This window comes from Imperialibacter roseus (assembly GCF_032999765.1).
Lineage (GTDB): Bacteria > Bacteroidota > Bacteroidia > Cytophagales > Cyclobacteriaceae > Imperialibacter > Imperialibacter roseus.
The window spans coordinates 5,907,211-5,926,259 of the sequence record NZ_CP136051.1 but is presented as its reverse complement, the minus strand read 5'-3'; the positions used below and the strand labels follow the sequence as shown (position 1 = coordinate 5,926,259).

The following is a 19,049-nucleotide window of genomic DNA, read 5'->3' as shown; positions in this document are numbered from 1 at the left end:
GAGTCGTCGTATGACAAATCAACACCAACCATACATTCAGGAAGATAAGATTTCGCTAAGGGAGCTTTTGTTGCGAATAACAGCTTTGGTTAACTATCTGCTGCGCAAATGGAAAATCATCGCCATGGTTGTTTTGGTCGGGGGTGTTTTTGGCTATCTGTATACACTGCGTAAGCCGACTTATACAGCACAAACAACCTTCGCACTTGAGGAGTCCAGTAGTTTAAGCCAAGTGTCAGGGCTAGCTTCTTCGCTTGGGCTAAGCCTTGGGTCTCTCGGAGGAGATGAAGAGGGGCTATTTAAGGGAGAGAATATTTTGGAGCTCTACAAGTCGAAGCGGATGTTAATAGAAACGCTTCTGACCGAGGTAGACCATAATGGAAGCAAGGAAAGGCTGATCAATACATTTGCAAGGGAGTCCAAATTGGAAAAAGTTTGGCAGTCAAAGAGTCACCTGAAGGGCTTATCGTTCGATGTAGACCCCTCGCAATTTACCGCCAGTCATGACAGTATTTTAATTGAGGTAGTTGAGCAGTTGCAGAAAAGATATCTAGCGGTCGACAAACCGTCAAGAAGGCTCAACATTATTAGTGTGCAGGTTAATTCTAAGGATCCGTTTTTTTCAGCGGCTTTTGATACGACTTTGGTAAAGAAAGTGAGTGAGTTCTACCTTTATAGTAAAACGAGAAAGACGACTGAGACTGTCGCTACACTTCAGCATCAGGCAGACAGCGTAAAAAAGGTGCTAGACAGTTCGGTTTTTGATATTGCATCGGATCTTGAGAGCACCCTAAATTATAATGCCTTAAACCGAAAGCAGAATGTGCCCATTCAGCAAAAGCAGATGGATTTACAATCGTCACTCGCTGCATATTCAGAAATTGTGAAGAATCTCGAGCTGGCGAAATTAAATCACTTAGATCGGCAACCACTTATTCAAATAATTGACAGACCAATGAGGTACCTCGAAAACAACAAATGGCGTTGGTACAAAGGCACCGTGATAGGCATGTTCGTCTTTGGAGTACTTTCGACAGGATTTTTTGTTGTCAAGTTCTTCTTTGCTTATGCATTGGAAGCTAACTAGACTTCTCATAGAGGACTTTAATTTGGTCTTGGATGAAAGACAGAGCGACCACGCCTTTTAAAACAAGAGTTAATAAGCAATGATGTTATTTCTGTTGTTTTTCTCAGCCGCACTATTGGCCATTGCCTATTCATCTTATAAAATCCTTTTTAAGGGTAGCAGTGAGTATGTAATTGTGTTTATGTGTCTATATCTGCCAGCCTATATTACTATTTTGAGTTTAGTGTACAAGCAAACCGGATCAACGGCAGCCGTTGTTGTTTTCCAATACGCAAAAGAGCTCATTGTCCTGTTTGCATTTCTTGCCTTTATTTTTTTTAAGCGGGATTTCCTTACCTGGAGTTATAAGCTTTTAAGCATTGACATAGTATTTATTTCCTTTCTTCTACTTGCTTTTGCATACGCTATTTTGCCACTTGGAGCTGCTGGGATTCCGGAAAAGCTGGCATATTTCAAAAACATTCTTATGCTTGGAATTATGTACTTTTTCGGGAGAAACTTCTCTAAAAGTGGACGTGATACTAGCGTAGTTACTAATGTCATACTTTCCGTGGCGTTCATAGCATTCTTTTTTGTTGCGGCGGAATCTGCGATGGGGACGCACTTTCATAGCTATACGGGGTATGCTCAGTATAATAAAGCCTTAAATGAAATTGAACCAACTGGTGAATACATGCTTTCATGGACTTTTGAAACTGCAGCTGGACATAAAAGGTATTCCTCTTTTTTTCTACCCCGCTTGAGCTCGCAAGTGCAGTAGTACTTGCCTTCCCACTTTCGCTCATCTTACTGTTAAATGCGACGGACACTCTGTCAAGGGCAAAATATGTCGCATTAATAGTTTTGCTTCTGATTACACTTGCATTAACATTTTCCCGGGCCTCTATGGCGTCGCTCTTTGTCGAGCTCGTATTTATTACGATCATATTTCGGTATTACAGAATGATTTTAGTAGGAGTTGGATTGTTGGCACTTGCTGGCTTGTATTTCTATTTTTGGGCTCCAAAGGATACAGTCGATCTCGTATACGATACAATTACTTTTCAAGAACCGTCCACTTTGGGTCACGCCATTGAATGGTTTGAGGGAATTGACAGCATGATTGCATCACCCCAGGGAATAGGTCTGGCTATGAGTGGTAATGCTCGGGGTGTCGTGGAGGGACTTCGTGTTGGCGGCGAAAACCAATTCATCATATTTGGGGTTCAACTAGGTGTTTTAGGGCTTTTTCTTTACTGTTTATTGCTTTTTATGTCGGTACGGTATTCATTTAAGGCTTATAGGCTGGCAAATTATAAAGAAGATCGAGTAATACCGTTTACAGCCGCCACGGTGAAAGTGGGCTTGTTTTTGCCGCTTTTTACTTCTAATGCCGAGATATATCTATATGTCGCCTTTGTGTCATGGTGGATGGTGGGGTATAGTGTTTCAGCCTATCATCTTAATAAAAAACCCTCACTTCGACTCAAGCCAAACACAATATGAAGCAAGCTTCCTGCCCTTTGTGTTCAACCAAGCCAGATGCGTTGGGATTGGAGAACGGAATCAAGATTTCAGAAGATTTCACAATAGTGACTTGCAGAAAGTGCGATCACCGTTATACCTATTTTGTTGTGAATGTTTCTGAAGAAGAAATCTATCGGGATGAGCGATATAGAGTCATTGACAATCGAAATTCTATATTTGACAAAATGCTTTCTTTTGAGTACAAGCGAGTGGTTGGCAAGATTAAGCAGAGGTGTGGCTCGGAACCCGGAGTACTCGATTTTGGTAGTGGCAAGGGTAAATTCCTCTCTTTGTGTAAGGAGGCTGGTTTCAGGACAAAAGGAGTGGAAACGTCAGGGCCGAGGGCTGACTTTGCAAGGAAATTTTATCACCTAGAAATAGATTCAAACTATTATTCCAAAGGCAAACTTCTGGGCGCTCCTTTTGATGTGATAAGTTTATTCCACGTTTTAGAGCACTTAAGCAAACCCAAAGACCTCTTCACGAATCTTATACGTGATAATTTGGGTAGAGAAGGACTGGTAGTTGTGGAAGTGCCGAATATAGATAGCTGGCAATCAAGGTGGGCTGGCAAAAACTGGCTGCAATTGGACGTTCCTCGTCATATAAATCATTTTAGCCAAGACTCTATCATCTCCTTAATTGAGTCTTGTGGTCTTCATCCTGTTGAAATTAGCTACTTCTCTTCCCATGTGGGCCTCTTGGGAATGTTGCGTACCTGCCTGGGCTTGGTGGGCTACAAGGGAGACCTTATTCACAGTCTGAAAAACGAGAAAAGTATTCCTCTTTATCTCTTAATTGGAGTGTTGCTACCGGTGTCAACGGTTTTGGAGACGGTGGCAAGCTTATTTCATCGAGGCGGAATTATAAGGATTTATGCCAGCAACCCACATGCGGGGGAGAATAATGTTGATTCATAGGCTCTGAATAGCTCTTATTACGGCCTCTGGGCCTAGTTCAAACATGCATTTTGCATAGTCATTAACTTGAATATCACACTTTACGTGGGTGAGTTGATCGCACCTGCATTCACCACTATCCACTACTATTGAAAACTTGGAGTAAGGCCTGTATTCACAGGATCGTGTTGGCCCAAAAATAGCTACGATCGGAGTGTCAAAACAAGATGCTATGTGCAGAACGCCGGTGTCAACTCCAATAACAAGTGTAGATATCGAGGTCATCCAAGCCAGCTCAGTAAGGCTTGTTTTACCCGCCAAAGAGTACACTTTTGAAGGAAAAGAACTCGCAAGAGATGCAGAATTCTCCTGGTCTTCCCTTGTTCCAACGATAACAACTTTATAACCGAGGGTTAACAGGTGCTTGATAACGACTTCAAAGTAAGGAAGCGGCCACGACTTGATATCTTTTGAGGAGAACGGAGCGATTATAGCAAGTTTTTTTAGTGAGCTTGTGTCCAGAAGCTCCTCTAAATGTTTGGTTGCCAGAAGCTTCGCTTCTTCTGAAAGAAATATCTCAGGGTGACTCACTACAGGAACCTCTCCGAAGCAGGCGAGTACATCTAAAGTCCTCTCCAGTTCGTGTTTTGAGGCATCATATTCCGATGCGTAGTCCAGCATGAATTTGTTGCCTGACCTTGAGTTACCCACCAGCACCTTTGCGCCCGTAAAGAGCCCGAATAGTAACCCAAATCTCATGTCTCCCCTAAAATCAACCATCAAATCAAATTCCTCCCTCCTTAGGCGAAAAACGAGGTCTAATAGTTCTTTAAGTAACGAAAAGCTGAATCGGTTATTTGTTCTCAAATGTCCCCAGGGCCAATTAAAAGTATCGATTCTGTCAATCCTGGGGTCTTTATTAAAAAGCGCCTTGGCTGAAGGATTAGTTAATAGTGTGATTTTGGCGTTGGGAAACCGGTGCCTTATAAATGAAAAGGAGGGGCTGGTCATAACTACATCACCTATATAGTCTAGCCTTACCAAGAGAATTTTTTTTGCTGGCAAGGAATTAAACTTCACACTTTTGCCAAACACCTTCTTAGGCAGAAAAAGTAGCCACAGAACAGCATTAAGTGGATATAGCAGTAGCCTTTTCTTCTTGTTATGTATCAGCGCTGACATCTGTTTTATTCAAAAAGGATGTGATTTTTGCTAACACTTTTGAGCCGAATGTTTCCCACGTAAACTCCTTCACCCTCTCAGTACCGGCGGTGGTTAGCACCTGGCGAAGTACCTCATCGAAAAGTAGCCTTTCTAGTTTGCTGCTGATATCGTCTATTTCGTATGGATCTATCAACAGGGCTGCACCTCCAGCTATTTCTGGCATTGAACACAGATTGGAGGTTAATACAGGTACATTGCTTGCAAACGCTTCAATTATAGGGAGCCCGAACCCTTCATGCAAAGATGGAAACGCTACAGCCTTCGCATTTTGGTAAATTATCGGCAACTCAGCATCGGCCACATACCCACAAAATACTACGTCATTCGTCAGGTTTAGGCTCTTAATAAGTGATAGTATTTGCTTAGTGCTATCTGAATACTTGCCGGAAGCTGACTGCCCTACTATGGCCAACTTTAATTTTTGAAATGCTTCCGTGTGTTTGATTTTCAATATGCTAAAAGCTTCAAGAAGCCTTCCGATATTTTTTCTCGCTTCAAAGGTGCCAACGAAAAGAATATACTGGTTTGCAACAAGTCCACCGGGAAGCCTTGAATTGAGCTCCGGCGCACTTTTAAAAAACAGTTGATCGACCCCGTTATATACTACATGAACTTTCCTTTGGTCCAAACGCATTAAATCAACGATTTGCCTTTTAGCAAATTGAGAAACGGTGAATATCAAGTCAGCTCTTCTGATGGCTACTTCTATAAATGGAACATAGTAGAAATAGAACCATAAAGTGCTGGTAAACTCTCGCTGAGCCCGCATGTGCGCATCGTGGGCAATTACAGCCCGTGGACAAGGGCAAAACAAGGGTGTGTTGAACTCAGGAGATAATAAAAATTCAGCTTTAGAAGTGTAGCATTTGAAAGGTAAATGAACATAAACCCACAAGAACCGCAGAAAATGACCTTTGAGCTTGCTTGCGAGACTTGCTCCTTTTTTTAAAGAATAGTCTGGCTTAAGTTCTATCAATTCAATTCCGGGAGTTCTTTTTAGCTCAGCGAGCAAATTGATAGTTACCCTCTTTGTGCCGGCATTCTCTAACATCAAATGGTGAGTGTCAACTACTAATTTCATAAATTCTGTATTGCTTCAAAGCTATTCTAAACCGAGATGTATTGAGTTAATATTCACGGAATCTTTTTGATACCCGTCAAGCGAAATAGAACCTATTCTATTTTGCTCCTAAAACTATCGAAAAATAGCTTTTGAGTAGAGGCTTGAGTTGACTACCCATATTGCCTTTGGTAAACTGAACAACAATCTGGAGCAGGAAAATTAGCTTAAATAAGGGAAGGGATGATTTTGACGACCATTTTCGATAGTAATAAATCTTACTCGCCAGGAGCATTTCAAATTTGGCATGGTTAAACTTTTCTGTCGCCAAAGAATTTACAGCCCCACCTTCAAGGTGTATGATCTGAGCATCAGGAACAATATAAGAATCCAATCTCTTTTTTGAAAGTCGATAAAACAAGTCAGTTTCCTCGTAGTACATAAAGAAGCATTCATCAAATCCATTAAGGTCATTAAAGGCATCAGCATAAATAAATATATCGGCACCAACGATGTAAGGTACTTTTGTCGGAGTGGTCTGATAGACGGCGGCGTTGATTGCCAAATGCCTTTTGTAATAGCCGCCAAGGATGAAACTTAACCCTAGCCCGATATTTCCCAACTCCTGGAATATTCCGGGTAAATTTCCGTAGGAAGAAGTAGGCTTTTTGTCCGCTGTGAGGAGGGAGCCACCACAAGCAATTATTTTAGGCTCTGATGACTCCAGAAAATCAAAAAGTATTCTTACAACGTCGTTGCAAATCAGCGTATCTGGATTGAGAAAAAACAAATATTTACCTATGGCTTTGGTAGCCCCAAGATTATTTGCCCTACCAAAACCCAGGTTCTCACCGGCGTAAATGATTTGAATATTGTTCCAATTCCTTTCCATTCTCAAAGAGTCCAATTTTAGCTTTTCTTCAACTTTGGAAGCATTGTCGACAATTATTACTTCAAAAGGAACATCTTTGCAGTGAGCTGTCAGTGAATCAATGGAGTCAACAATAAGTGCCGAACTATTGTAATTTACATAAACGATTGATACAACAGTGTTCATTTTTCGTAGTGACACAACTTAAGAGTAAATGGGTGGGTCTTTGGAAACAAATGTAAAAAATTACTTCATCAGGCTCTGCCCCAATGAGAACGTTAAGAATATTGGTTTTGATATCAGAGGAAGGGAAGTTGATTGGTTAACGGAATGAAAATAGCGATTATTGGCTCCAGGGGATATCCTTATGTATACAGCGGGTACGAAACGCTGGTAAAGGAACTGTCGGAACGACTTGTTGAACGAGGGATTGAAGTAACAGTCTATTGTCATAAGGCGCTGTTTCAGGATCGACCGAAGCAGGTTAATGGTGTGAAGTTAGTGTACCTTCCTTCGATAGAAACGAAGGTACTTAGTCAGTTCATACACTCTTTTTTTTCAATGATACATGCCTGCTTTAGCAAAGTTGATGTCATCTTCGTTGTTAATTCTGCCAATGGGCCTTTTGGAGTGATATCGAAAATATTTGGAAAAAAAACAGCCATTAATGTGGATGGGATGGAGTGGCTTCGCCCAAAATGGAAGGGATTAGGTGCCCGATACTTTTATTTTGCTTCCTGGCTTTCCACAAAGCTATATGATCAGTTAGTTAATGATTCTGATGAAATGAGGAGGGTATATCTAAGCTTGTTTAAAAGAGAGTCAGTTGTTATTGCCTACGGAGCGAATGTTAGAGAATCTACTGATGCCTCGAAAATATCAAAGTGGGGGCTTACTAAAGGAGAATATTTTCTAATCGTAGGCCGCCTTATACCTGACAACAATGCTGACCTCTTGGTAGAGGGTTTTCTACGCTCGAGCTCTGAAAGAAAACTTGTCATTGTTGGCGACGTGCCCTACAAAGACAACTATGCCAAAAACATTAAATCAATGGCTGAAAGTGATGACAGGTTACTATTTACAGGATATGTGACAGATCCAGAGGAATTGGCCGAGCTTTATCACAATGCCTTCGTGTACTTGCATGGTCACGAGTTTGGAGGAACCAACCCCACTTTACTTAAAGCAATGGCCTATGGATGTTGTATATTGGCTTTGAATACACCATTTAGTCGAGAAGTGCTTGGTGTAGACAAGTATGGGCTTTTTTTCGAAAAGAACGCTGACTCAGTGGTGGAAAAAATAGAAGTGTTGGATATGGACGAAAAGCTGGCGAATGAGTTTAGGATCGTTGTCCGGCAAGGGCTTACAGCCAAGTACAACTGGGACACTGTGACCAGCCAGTACATTGAAACGTTTAATAAAGTTGCAAAGAAGCTGCGGAGTTAGTTATCGGGACTATGTCACTATCAATTAAATACTCTTGGTGGATGGGTTTTGTGATCTTTTTTGCTTCGTGTGAACCCACGGTGAAAAATGACGCTATTGTATTTTTCAACGATTTTGAGAGTGCCGATATGGATAATATTGTGGGAGGCAAGCTCATGAATTATAATGGAAATCAGGTAATTGGGAATTACTTTGACGATGGGTTTTCTATAGCACTGGACGGCCTTCCCGAACATAACTATATAACTATTTCCTTTGACCTGTTTATTCATGATTCCTGGGATGGCAATTTATCGTATCCTGCTGGGCCAGATTGGTGGTTGATGCTGGTTGACGGGCAGTCAATCATCGAAACCACTTTTTCCAATGGGATATGTAATGCTTTATGGTGCATACAACAATCTTATCCTCAAAACGGATGGAGGATGAATGACCCGAAGACCGGAGCTTTTAAGACTGACCTCCCGTTGCTGTGTTACTATTCTGAGCTCAGTAATGGAACTAGTATTTACCAAATCAGTAAAACGGTTGGTCATTCAGCGGATAAGCTGGAAATCAGATTTTTTGATAGGCTTACCCAACCTATTCCAAATGACATATGCGACGAAAGCTGGTCTCTAGACAATTTGACTTTGAAAACGCTTACTTTAAATTAGACCATATTGAAATGATTTACTATTCTTCTTTCTACTGGGAAATATTTGGTGGGAAAGCTGGAGGTTTAGTGTGTTTGTTTTGACATACAAGTAGTTAAAAGAGAGTAGGCACTCCTACTGTTACGAATACATCAAGGTGAGTCTTGCTACTATTGAATGAAGATGAATAGAACTGATATTTTAATTGTTATGCCAGCTCATACAGTAACATCATGCCCAAAGTACATTTAATGTGAGAAAGTACCTTTTCTGGCTTTTGAGTTTATGTTTGTTCAATCAAGTTTTTGGGCAGTCGATCCCCGCTATGGGTTATGATGCTGTCGAGGACTATTTGAGACGAGGCCAGTTGCTGGGAGAGATTTCGGATAAGTATTCTTTTTCCAGGCGATCATTGTCTTTTATAAATGACGATTCGTCTTACATTAACAATGTCCGGTATCTGTGGGAAGGGAGTACGATTTTTAATGAAGAGAAATTTAAAGTAGCTGCACTTCCTTTGCAAAATCGCTATCAGAGCAACACAAAAATTCCTTATGGTAGCAATGATGGAGCTGTTATACCAGCTGTCGGCGCTCAAAACCTTCTAAGCCTTGGCCTGCATATTAAGTATGGAAGATTGACCTCTCAATTACGGCCTGAATACATTTTCGCACGGAACCTCGACTACGAAGGGTTTCCCTCGGTGCACTACGACATCATTTGGATGTGGAGGTATATTTGGTGGAACAGAATAGACCAACCGGAAAAACTGGCGAACAGAAATTACAACAAAATTCTTCCCGGTCAGTCCTTCGTGAAGTACAGCTTTGACCGCTTTTCCATGGGAATATCAACGCAGAACCTGTGGTGGGGCCCCGGTCACCGAAACGCAATAATATTAAGCAACAATGCGCAGGGCTTCACCCATTTTTTTCTGGAAACGAACGCACCGGTGGTTACTGCCATTGGTAATTTCGAAGGGCAATTTATTGCCGGCAAATTGAGGAACTCTGGAAAAACCCCGCCTCAGCAAGGCAGAACATATTATGGGGCTACTCTTTTTTCTCCAAAGAGAAATGAATGGCGATATATTTCCGGCGTTAACTTTTCATGGCAGCCAAAGTGGGTCAAGGGGCTTTTCCTGGGCTACAATAAAACAAAGCAACTCTACCAAGCAGATTTAGAGCACCTCCAAGACTTTATTCCAATCTTTAACAAGAAAGAAAACGCCTTTGAGGCCCCAATAGTAGGCCAATCAAACAGTAGCCAGCAATCTTCTGTTTTTTTGAGGTGGGTCTTTCAACCGGAATCAGCAGAGATTTACGCTGAATTTGGCAATCATGGGAAGCCCAGAAAATTCAGGAAATGGCTGGAGGAGCCCGAAAAAAACCGAGGCTATACTCTTGGCCTTACCAAGTTGTTTCCCTTAAGGACCAAACAGTACTTGCAGTTCCAAATAGAAGTCACTCAGTTACAGCAATCGCAAAGGGAAGGAATTTTTGATGCAGACAGTTGGTATTCCGACGACTATATTCGGCAGGGGTTTACTAACAAGGGCCAGCTTCTCGGTGCAGGAATTGGGCCAGGAGGCAATTCGCAGTATTTGGATTTCAGTTGGATAAAAGGGATTAATAGAATAGGTATCCAGTTAGAGAGAATCACACACGATAATGACTGGATGCTATATGCTTTTTCCCGAACAGGAGACTATAGAAGGCATTGGATCGATTTTACAGCAGGGCTGCATGTCGATTGGAAAATTTCTAACATATTAGTATCCGCAAAAGCGGTCTACGTCAGGTCAATTAACTATCAGTGGGAGCTGGTGTTTGACCCTGATTTGCCTTGGTTTCGCAACGGGCGTGATGTGACAAACTTTCACCCTGCCATTTCCTGCACAGTCCCGCTGCAGTGGGATAAGGGCTACTTCTCCTTTCTCCATCGTCCACGCAGGGCCAAATGAAATGAGACTTTCTTTTTCAAGAAGGATCGGTTCCTCAATTGTGAAAGGCGGAGTAACATAGTGCGATGTTTTTCTGACAGCACTGGCTTGAACTTCTCTAAAAAAAGCGAAGCTATTGCAGTCTCACTCTTTAGGTAGTCTTGATCCCCGGTTACTAGAAATTTTAGGTTTTGGAGTCGCCGCTTGAAAGCAGTTTTTTTTCGATGAGACGCTGAAAAGGCCGCATTACTTTCATGCTTTCTATACTTTACAAGTGGCAGGTCGATTCTGGATACAATACCAAAGCTATACCCGATCAGTGCTATCCAATAATCATGCATTGGTGCGTTGGAGGGCATTTCGAGAAATAGTTTTCGCATTGGCGGATTTATTAACATGCTACATCCCGTAACAAAGTTTCCGTAGAGTAGCGTTTCGAAACTGTGGACGTAAGTATCCTGTCCAAGTTCGTTCCAAAACGATTCTCTAATCACTTTGCCTTTTCTGTCAATGACCGCCAAGTCTGAATATATCAAGGCTGGAGTGATTCCATCGTCTATTTCGCTCATGCGATGCAACAACGTCTCCAGCTTGTGCGGCATCCAAATGTCATCCTGATCCGAAAATGCGATGTAGTTTTGAGCATCAGTTAGTGAAACGGCTTTTTTGAAGTTCTCAATAATGCCAAGCCGCAATTCGTTGGGAAGGTAGCGCAGGTAACCTGACGATTCGTAACTCTTAAGAATTTCTGCAGAGTTATCCTGGGATAAGTCGTCACAGACGACAATTTCTGACGGAGGAAGGCTTTGGTTGACTATCGAGTTAATCTGTTCGGCCAGAAATGCACCGCCGTTAAATGTCGCCATAGCCACAGAAACTTTTCTTTCATTCATAACCCTTCGAGGCATCAGAAGTTAAGTTTTTTCATTACGGCCTGCCATAAATCTACCATGAGCACGTTCTTTAGCACGAGCATTTGCAAAGCCATGTATACAAGTACACAGGAGCCTATTGACAATGTTAGAGTAAGTGCCGCACTTAAAGATAACAGCCGTAGACCAAATATAATGGGAACAAACAGTGAAGCACATAGCATCGACTTAAGGGAGGGCATCCAGTTAAATGAGAGGCGAAAGTTCCTTTGAATAAAATAAAGGTACGAACAGGTGACAACCACTTCGGTTAGAACATTAGCAATTGAGGCGCCGACTTCCAGAAAGGCAGGGATTAAAACAAAATTAAGGGCAAGGCAAAGGCCCAAACCGAGTGCTACGGAGTAAAACACTTCTTTGTGAAAGCCAGCAGGAACCAAAATAACAAAGGCGAATAGATGCCCGAGACCAACAAGAAGAGGTAATATTGAAAGTATTTGCATGCTGGGCACTGCAGGTAAAAATCCATCGCCTGAAAACACTTCAATAAATTCGGGAGCCAGCAGCAGCAGTCCCACGCTTATTGGTATTGCCAGAAGCAAGACGAAACCAAAGGCTTTGTTGACCATTGCCTTCATCTCTTCCTGCTCGTTTCTGGCAAGCGCCCGTGCTACTTGGGGCACTAATATGGCACCCAATGAAATCACGATTGGAATAGTGATCCTTGTCAGCTTGACGGCAGCTGTGTATAGGCCAACAGACTCGTCGTTTGTTAGGAAACCAAGGATGACCGTGTCAAGCACAGTATACATGCTTGCCGCTACCGTAGTGCTAAAGATAAACAGAAGAGGCCTGAGATGTCTTTTTAGATTTAAACCTGAAAATGACAAAGAGACTTTTCCTCTCAGTAAAACCACATTCAGGAAATGACTTCCCTGTATTGTGAACAGAACAATAAGTAAATAGGCCAGGTAGTCGTCTGCCTCTTTTATGAAAGTGAAAGTAAGAACAAGTGCTATCGATTTTATGATGACGGATCTGACAGCGATGGTTTTGAAATCTTCGAGGCCTGAGTAGAACCATTCGATTGAGGTAAAACTCAGAACCACTATTAGGCCTGCAAATAGAAACAGTTGAAACTGGTCGCCAAAAAAAGGGACCGAAAAAATTATGGCAAAATAAGCTAAAGCAAGCAGCAAACTGGTAATTAAGTATATGCTTGTCAGCTCGGAAAAGACCTTTGAAAGTTTAAAAAAATCGTTTTTTGCAGCTGCAATTACCTGAATACCATACACGGGGATGCCCAGCGCTGCAATAAGCGTAAAGTACTGAGAGAAGGAAGTGACAAACTGTACCTTTCCAATGCCAGAAGGCCCCAATATCCTTGACACATAAGGGAAGGTTATGATAGGAAAGAGGATATTCGAAAATGAAAAAATAAGATTATAAAAATAGTTTCTTTTCATAGCTACGAGAGGTGTCTCCCAACTCGACATAAGATGAAGATCTTCCAAGGAAATTGATTAGGTCTGTTCTCTCAGGCTACCATTGGATCATCTATTTTCAATTTAAGTCACATAAATACAAAAAGCTTTAGATATTTACCTTCACAAATTATTTCCTTGCGGGATAAACTATATAAAGCAACCTAATGAGGTCAGTAAGTGACGTCGACAAAGCAATAGAAGAGGTGCATTCTCAACTTGTTGAAGAAAAAGAGAGCGACCTGGAATATTTCAATTACCACAAACTCAGGTATCGAAGAATGTCGTCTTCGGTAATAAAGATAATGCCCCCTGGTAGCAAAATATTGGAAATAGGCAGCCACTATTTGCATTCTTCTATGATTCTTACCCAGCTGGGCTACAAGATAGACGCCATGGATGTGAGTCCTTTTTGGGAGCTCGAGTTTGTAAGGAAGAGAGAAAAGGTCTTTGGAATAGTAGGGATAGTTGAAAATGACCTCGAACAAATGAAATCCATGGAGGGTGTTGATTCCAGGTATGACTTGATTCTTTTTACTGAGATCATGGAGCACATAACATTCAACCCCATTTCATTTTGGAAGAGTGTTCACAGGATAATAAAGCCAGGAGGGATCATTTACATATCGACACCTAATTCTTTGACTCTAATGAGCATCGTCAGAAGCATAAAAAACTTATTGACTATGACAGGGATTGGTGTTGGCGTTGAGGAGATATTTGGAAGGGTTACGTATGGCCACCATTGGAAAGAGTATTCTGCTAAAGAGATAAGAAAATACTTCCACCTTTTGTCAGATGACTTTAACGTGAGTATTAAGAAATACCACTATAAGCAGTATTCTTGGGAAAGCCCTGTTGAAGGCACTTATAAGATCCTCTCTTCAATTGGAAATACAAGTTATATTTTCTCTGAAGAGCTTGAGGTGTTGGTTACAGTGGCTAAGGAGGGTTCCTGGAAGCTGGAACCACCCAACTACTAAAAGTTCTGCTATGGTTTAATGAAACCCAACTACAATCGTTGCTTTCGAATTTACTCGACAGGCAGGTAGACGGCAACTATCGTCTAAGTTCTTCGCTGGCATTTAGAACTTAGCAAGGCTAATTTAAATCAAGCTCAAAAGACATTAGTATCTTGACAGATTTTACATCAATCCTAAGCAGATAAAAGATAAGCAAAATCTGAGCTTTTCGTGACATTGCTTTTCAACACGCTAACAAGAAGTAGCCTAATGAACAAGGGAATAAAATTTTTTGGCTTCATAGTAGCGTTGGCTATTTCCATTGTAGTCAATGCGCAAGACATGCCTACAGGCTTTAAACCCTTTGAGGAGCGAATACGGCGTCTACAGTTATTGGGAGATACTTTGATTAGGCCATCTTTTAATATTCGCCCAATTAACAGTAAAGTTTATTTGGCAGATTCAACGATAAAGCTCTATGCATTTAGTCATATTCTTCTCAAAGGGAAGGCATCAAAGGCTCGTTTAGAGTTACTCCCTTTTGAATTAACTACTCAATTGAACACTACTAATCCATATGGGTGGAATGATGGTTTGATGATCCCTTCCAGGGGCTTCCAGTCTTACATCTCAGGAGGATTTTATCTTAAAGCTGGGCCCTTTCAAGTGCAGCTACGTCCTGAAGCAGTTTGGTCGGCAAACCAGGCGTATCAAGGTTTTACCAACCCCTATGTGCTGCCTTTTTACTATCGGTACACCTATAATTATATAGATTCGCCTGAAAGATTTGGTGAAGGTGCTTACTATAGGTTTCATCCCGGCCAGAGCTTTGCAGGCCTCAACCTGGGGCCCGTTTTTATTGGAGCTTCTTCTCAGAACATCTGGTGGGGCCCGGGAAAAAGAAACGCTTTGATCTTCAGCAACAATGCTCCTGGCTTTTATCACTTGGGGTTAAAAACTACCAGACCAATCGAGACTTCTATAGGGTCTTTTGAATTTCAAACACTGGTTGGAAAGCTCGAAGGCTCTGGCTACATGCCGACACAGACTATTAATCCGCTCTATTTGAATCCAATAGATGATTGGAGGTATTTATCTGGATTCACCTTTAATTATTCTCCATCGTGGTTCTCTGGCTTTCATGTTGGAGCTTCTAGAGTTTTTCAACAATATTTTGGTGACACCAAAAGGAACAAAGATTATTTTCCGGGCATACTAAATATTTTTAAAGCCAACGATCCGGTTTCCGACGATTTGCTTAACAGGGATCAGCTGATTTCCGTGTATTTTAGGTGGGTTTGGAAAAAGGCGCATGCTGAGTTATATGCAGAATACGGTCGGAATGATGCCTCATGGAACCTGAGAGATTTCATTATGACTCCAGAGCATTCCAGAGCATACATCCTTGGTTTTTCTAAGCTTTTTTCATTGCTTGGTAAGGATCGTTACCTTCAACTGAATGCGGAGCTTACACAGCTGCAGCAGTCCAGCAATTATATCAATAGAGATGCGAAGAGTTGGTACCTACATTCGCAAGTCACAAACGGCTTTACACATCTTGGGCAAGTGATTGGCGCTGGAATCGGGCCTGGGAGTAACCTACAGTCGTTAGAGGCAAGTTGGGTAAACGGACTAAATAAGATTGGACTGCGAGTAGAAAGGCTGACTCACAACAATGACTTTTATAATGTTGCATTTAGTTACAACCCTCTTCATTCTCCATGGGTGGATACATCAGCTGCGCTGCTTTTTGACAGAAACTTTAACAGGTTCTTCATAAGCACCAACCTCTCTTTTGTTAATTCGAACAATTATCAATGGGGCTTTCGGCCCGGTGAAGAGAATACAGTGCTTCCAAGGGGCGAGAAAAAATTCAATGCCTTTGTAAATGTCAATATTGTTTACCGTTTTGGCAGGTAGACTTACCAAGACCTCCATCTTCGATCCGGGTAGTCGCCTTGGAGGATGAGGAGAACTTGGTCGCTGATCGCTGGTCACTAGCGAGGTTGAGCAATGGGACATTCAACTCAAACCAACGAACACATTATTCTGGCATTGAAAGCCCACCCCAAGGAGTACGAAAGGAAACCCTTTTTTGTATGTCCGAGCCGATTTGTGCATTAGACAAAGAAAATAATAAATACTACATGGTCATATATATTTCACCACAACTGATTCTGAGTGAACCGGGCTAATAACTGTTAATCATCCAATTCTAGGTAAATGCAATCAGCGGATATGCAACTCAGGGAGATAGCAAGAATTATTGCCAATGGTTAACTCCCGTTAGATAATTATCTATATTTGCGTCCGTTTAAGACGTAGACTTCATTAATCATAGCGGGATACCGTATTCCCATGAATGATCTAAATGGTATAAAAGAGCATGGTGTTAACAGAAAGCAGAAAAAAACCGTCGAAATCTCTCGGAATCAGGGTTTTGTTTATTTCAACTATAGTATTCCTCATCTGCAACATAGCTATAATTCGTACTTGTGAGTCACAGTCGCTCAACGACCTTGGCACTGTTAAAGTGGATCAGCTGACGGATCGTCAGCTTGAGAACCTACTCGATAAGGCAGAGTCGTTAGGGATTTCTAATGACCAATTGTACGCCTTAGCAGGGCAGCGGGGAATGCCTCCAAGTGAGCTCTCGAGGCTACGCCGAAGACTAGACCCCTTAAGCCTGAGGCGTCAGCGAAGACAAGAAAGAACGAGATCGGCGCAAGATGAACTCCGAAGTGCGCTGCAGTACGGGGGAGAGGATTTATTCGAATCAATAGCGGCCAGGGACAGTTTGGGCTATGACTTGACAATTCTGGAAAAGAAAATTTTTGGGTATTCAATTTTTCATCAAAAAGCACTTAATTTTTCCCCTAACCTCAATATGCCGACTCCAAAGAATTACACTCTAGGCCCTGGAGACGAGGTGGCTATTTCTATTTTCGGAGGCACTAACGACAACTTTAAAGAAGTAATCACTCCCGATGGCTTTATTCAGCTAAAGTTGGTAGGGCTGGTGTCACTTTCCGGACTTACAATAGAAAAAGCTGAGAATTTTTTGAAATCCAGACTTGGTGACTATTATGGAGGGCTCAAGGGAGACAGACCAAACACTTTTCTTTCACTTACTGTTGCAAATATAAGGAGTATCAAAGTGAATATGGTAGGTGAGTTGAAAAACCCAGGCACATATACTATGCCATCATTTGCAAAGGTATTTAATGCCCTTTACGCAGCCGGGGGGCCAACTCCAAATGGAACTCTTAGGCATATTCAGGTCTACAGAGCAAATAAGTTAGTCACGGAGGTCGACGTTTATCAATTTATTACCAAAGGGCAATCCGAAAGTAATATCACGTTGGAAGACAATGATGTGATTCTCCTGAGGCCAGTAACACGTCGAGTGGAAGTTAGTGGTGCGGTTCGAATCGAAGGATTGTTCGAGGTCAAACCCGATGAATCATTTTCTGACCTGTTACACTTCGCTGGAGGCTTTAATCAAAAAGCATTCAAGGACAACGTGACGGTGTCAAGATACGGTGAAACTCAGAAAAGGGTTGAAACGATTAGCAAAGAGGCTTATGATACATTCAAGCCAGCCGATGGAGATGTCGTTTATGTTGGCGAAATAGAAGATCGTTTCATTAACCGGGTACAGGTTTCCGGTGCGGTGTTGCGCCCCGGTCATTACGAGTTAAAGGAAGGCATGACAGTTCGAAGTCTTGTTGAAATTGCTGGCGGCTTGAGAGGTGATGCCTTTGTGAAACGATCCACCCTTTACAGGACAGCTTTAAACTTTACACTTCAGGCTAAATCAATAGATCTTGGGTCAATTATGAAAGGCGATTCTGAAGATATTCTTTTGCAAAATGAGGATCTTATCAATATTCCAAGTCTATATGACCTAAGGGAAGAGTATTATGTTCAGATAAGTGGTGAGGTCAACAAGAGTGGCCCTTATCCCTATGCGGACGATATGTCGGTTGGAGATCTTATCATTGCAGCCGGTGGATTCAAGGAGTCGGCCACAGCAAGTTCCATTGAGATCGCCAGGCGGACGAATAACGAAGTGGGAGGAAATATTGCGGAGATTATCACAGTGCAACTTAACAGAGATCTCAGCTTTAATGGGGATGAAGAAGCCACGAGACTGAGACCTTTTGATCATGTGTTTATAAGAAGAAGCCCAAGCTACCAGGAGCAAAAGATGGTTACTATTGAGGGTGAGGTTTTTTACCCGGGTGATTTTGCCCTTGAGTCCGTTACAATGAGAATATCTGACCTCGTAAGGCGGGCCGGAGGCCCAAATCAATTTGCCTATCCGAAGGGTGCTACACTCTTGAGAAGAACAGAATTTTATGAGGAGGAGCTCGAAAAAGACCAGATTAATCAACTCGGAGAACTCCAGCGAAATACTGTGAGGGAGGGCGTCGACAATCCGGAGAGTGAGAGGTTACTATTGCAAAGGGTAAATACCAGGATTCGTGAGGGCAAGGAGAATCTGCTTGAACAAGAGCTGGAAAAGGATGATCAGACCCTGGCAGAAGAGGCCCGAAAGGAACGGCTGCTATTAAGAGGAGATTTGAAACAGAAAGAGCTCAAGGAAACTGAACTGGTTGGCATTAACCTCGATATGATCCTTGAAAACCCTGGATCTAAATATGACTTAATTTTGCAAGAGGGAGACATTGTTACAGTTCCAAAAGAGTTGCAAACAATAAGACTTCGGGGAGAAGTCCTGTATCCAACGACTACCAGGTATGAGAAAGGGCGAGGCCTCAAGAGCTACATAGGCAAGGCCGGTGGCTTCACACAGCTCTCCAGCCGAAAGTCAACCTATGTGGTATATGCCAATGGAGATGTAAAGAGAACGAGGCGCTTTATAGGGGTCAAGTTTTATCCGGGCCTAGAGCCAGGAGCTGAAATCATTGTTCCGGAGGCCGCAGCGAGACGAAAGCTCAGCGCTGGAGAGGTCATCAGTTTGTCAACCAGCTTCCTTATCTTATACTCTCTTTTGAATTCCACATTCCCAGAACTGTTCAACTAATTTTTCCC

15 protein-coding genes are annotated in these 19,049 nt (G+C 42.1%); 10 read left to right on the top strand and 5 right to left on the bottom strand.

Annotation, left to right across the window (positions count from 1 at the left end):
* Positions 1–10 precede the first annotated feature (10 nt).
* From RT717_RS24900 to RT717_RS24885, 4 genes are all read left to right on the top strand, one after another.
* Positions 11–1,087 (top strand): GumC domain-containing protein, encoded by a 1,077-nt coding sequence (locus RT717_RS24900; RefSeq protein ID WP_317489044.1) that lies wholly within the window; start codon positions 11–13, stop codon positions 1,085–1,087.
* Between the two features lie 79 nt (positions 1,088–1,166).
* A complete protein-coding gene (locus tag RT717_RS24895; protein ID WP_317489043.1) occupies positions 1,167–1,847 on the top strand; it encodes a hypothetical protein in 681 nt (226 codons plus the stop codon).
* Between the two features lie 182 nt (positions 1,848–2,029).
* A complete protein-coding gene (locus RT717_RS24890) occupies positions 2,030–2,572 on the top strand; it encodes a hypothetical protein (protein WP_317489042.1) in 543 nt (180 codons plus the stop codon).
* Positions 2,569–3,513: a class I SAM-dependent methyltransferase gene (locus RT717_RS24885; protein WP_317489041.1), complete on the top strand. Its 945-nt coding sequence runs from the start codon at positions 2,569–2,571 to the stop codon at positions 3,511–3,513. The genes RT717_RS24890 and RT717_RS24885 overlap by 4 nt, the downstream gene beginning before the upstream one ends.
* Here the strand turns inward: RT717_RS24885 and RT717_RS24880 are convergent.
* The 3 genes from RT717_RS24880 to RT717_RS24870 form a co-directional block, all read right to left on the bottom strand.
* A complete protein-coding gene (locus RT717_RS24880; protein ID WP_317489040.1) occupies positions 3,508–4,674 on the bottom strand; it encodes a glycosyltransferase family 9 protein in 1,167 nt (388 codons plus the stop codon). The genes RT717_RS24885 and RT717_RS24880 overlap by 6 nt on opposite strands.
* Positions 4,655–5,797: a glycosyltransferase family 4 protein gene (locus RT717_RS24875; protein WP_317489039.1), complete on the bottom strand. Its 1,143-nt coding sequence runs from the start codon at positions 5,795–5,797 to the stop codon at positions 4,655–4,657. The genes RT717_RS24880 and RT717_RS24875 overlap by 20 nt, the downstream gene beginning before the upstream one ends.
* 97 nt (positions 5,798–5,894) lie before the next feature.
* On the bottom strand, positions 5,895–6,833 hold the full coding sequence (locus tag RT717_RS24870; RefSeq protein WP_317489038.1) for a glycosyltransferase family 2 protein: 939 nt from the start codon (positions 6,831–6,833) through the stop codon (positions 5,895–5,897).
* 144 nt (positions 6,834–6,977) lie between these two features.
* Between RT717_RS24870 and RT717_RS24865 the strand changes: the two genes are divergently transcribed.
* From RT717_RS24865 to RT717_RS24855, 3 genes are all read left to right on the top strand, one after another.
* Positions 6,978–8,096: a glycosyltransferase gene (locus RT717_RS24865; RefSeq protein WP_317489037.1), complete on the top strand. Its 1,119-nt coding sequence runs from the start codon at positions 6,978–6,980 to the stop codon at positions 8,094–8,096.
* 11 nt (positions 8,097–8,107) lie between these two features.
* Positions 8,108–8,752, top strand: a complete 645-nt coding sequence (locus RT717_RS24860) for a hypothetical protein (protein WP_317489036.1) — start codon at positions 8,108–8,110, stop codon at positions 8,750–8,752.
* Between the two features lie 232 nt (positions 8,753–8,984).
* Positions 8,985–10,694 carry a capsule assembly Wzi family protein gene (locus RT717_RS24855; RefSeq protein WP_317489035.1) on the top strand — a complete coding sequence of 570 codons (1,710 nt, stop codon included), beginning with the start codon at positions 8,985–8,987 and terminating at the stop codon, positions 10,692–10,694.
* Here RT717_RS24855 and RT717_RS24850 read toward each other — a convergent pair.
* Both RT717_RS24850 and RT717_RS24845 read right to left on the bottom strand, forming a co-directional pair.
* Positions 10,655–11,581, bottom strand: a complete 927-nt coding sequence (locus tag RT717_RS24850; RefSeq protein ID WP_317489034.1) for a glycosyltransferase family 2 protein — start codon at positions 11,579–11,581, stop codon at positions 10,655–10,657. The two genes, RT717_RS24855 and RT717_RS24850, sit on opposite strands and share 40 nt — an antisense overlap.
* Positions 11,581–13,011, bottom strand: coding sequence for a flippase (locus tag RT717_RS24845; RefSeq protein WP_317489033.1), 1,431 nt, complete (start codon positions 13,009–13,011; stop codon positions 11,581–11,583). Before RT717_RS24845 ends, RT717_RS24850 begins: the two co-directional genes overlap by 1 nt.
* Before the next feature lie 185 nt (positions 13,012–13,196).
* On the opposite strand from RT717_RS24845, the gene RT717_RS24840 reads away from it, so the two are divergent.
* From RT717_RS24840 to RT717_RS24830, 3 genes are all read left to right on the top strand, one after another.
* On the top strand, positions 13,197–14,012 hold the full coding sequence (locus RT717_RS24840) for a class I SAM-dependent methyltransferase (protein ID WP_317489032.1): 816 nt from the start codon (positions 13,197–13,199) through the stop codon (positions 14,010–14,012).
* Positions 14,013–14,261: 249 nt separating this feature from the next.
* Entirely contained in the window at positions 14,262–15,911 is a 1,650-nt protein-coding gene (locus tag RT717_RS24835) for a capsule assembly Wzi family protein (RefSeq protein WP_317489031.1), read from the top strand.
* A gap of 466 nt (positions 15,912–16,377) precedes the next feature.
* Positions 16,378–19,041, top strand: coding sequence for an SLBB domain-containing protein (locus RT717_RS24830; protein WP_317489030.1), 2,664 nt, complete (start codon positions 16,378–16,380; stop codon positions 19,039–19,041).
* Positions 19,042–19,049: the final 8 nt, after the last annotated feature.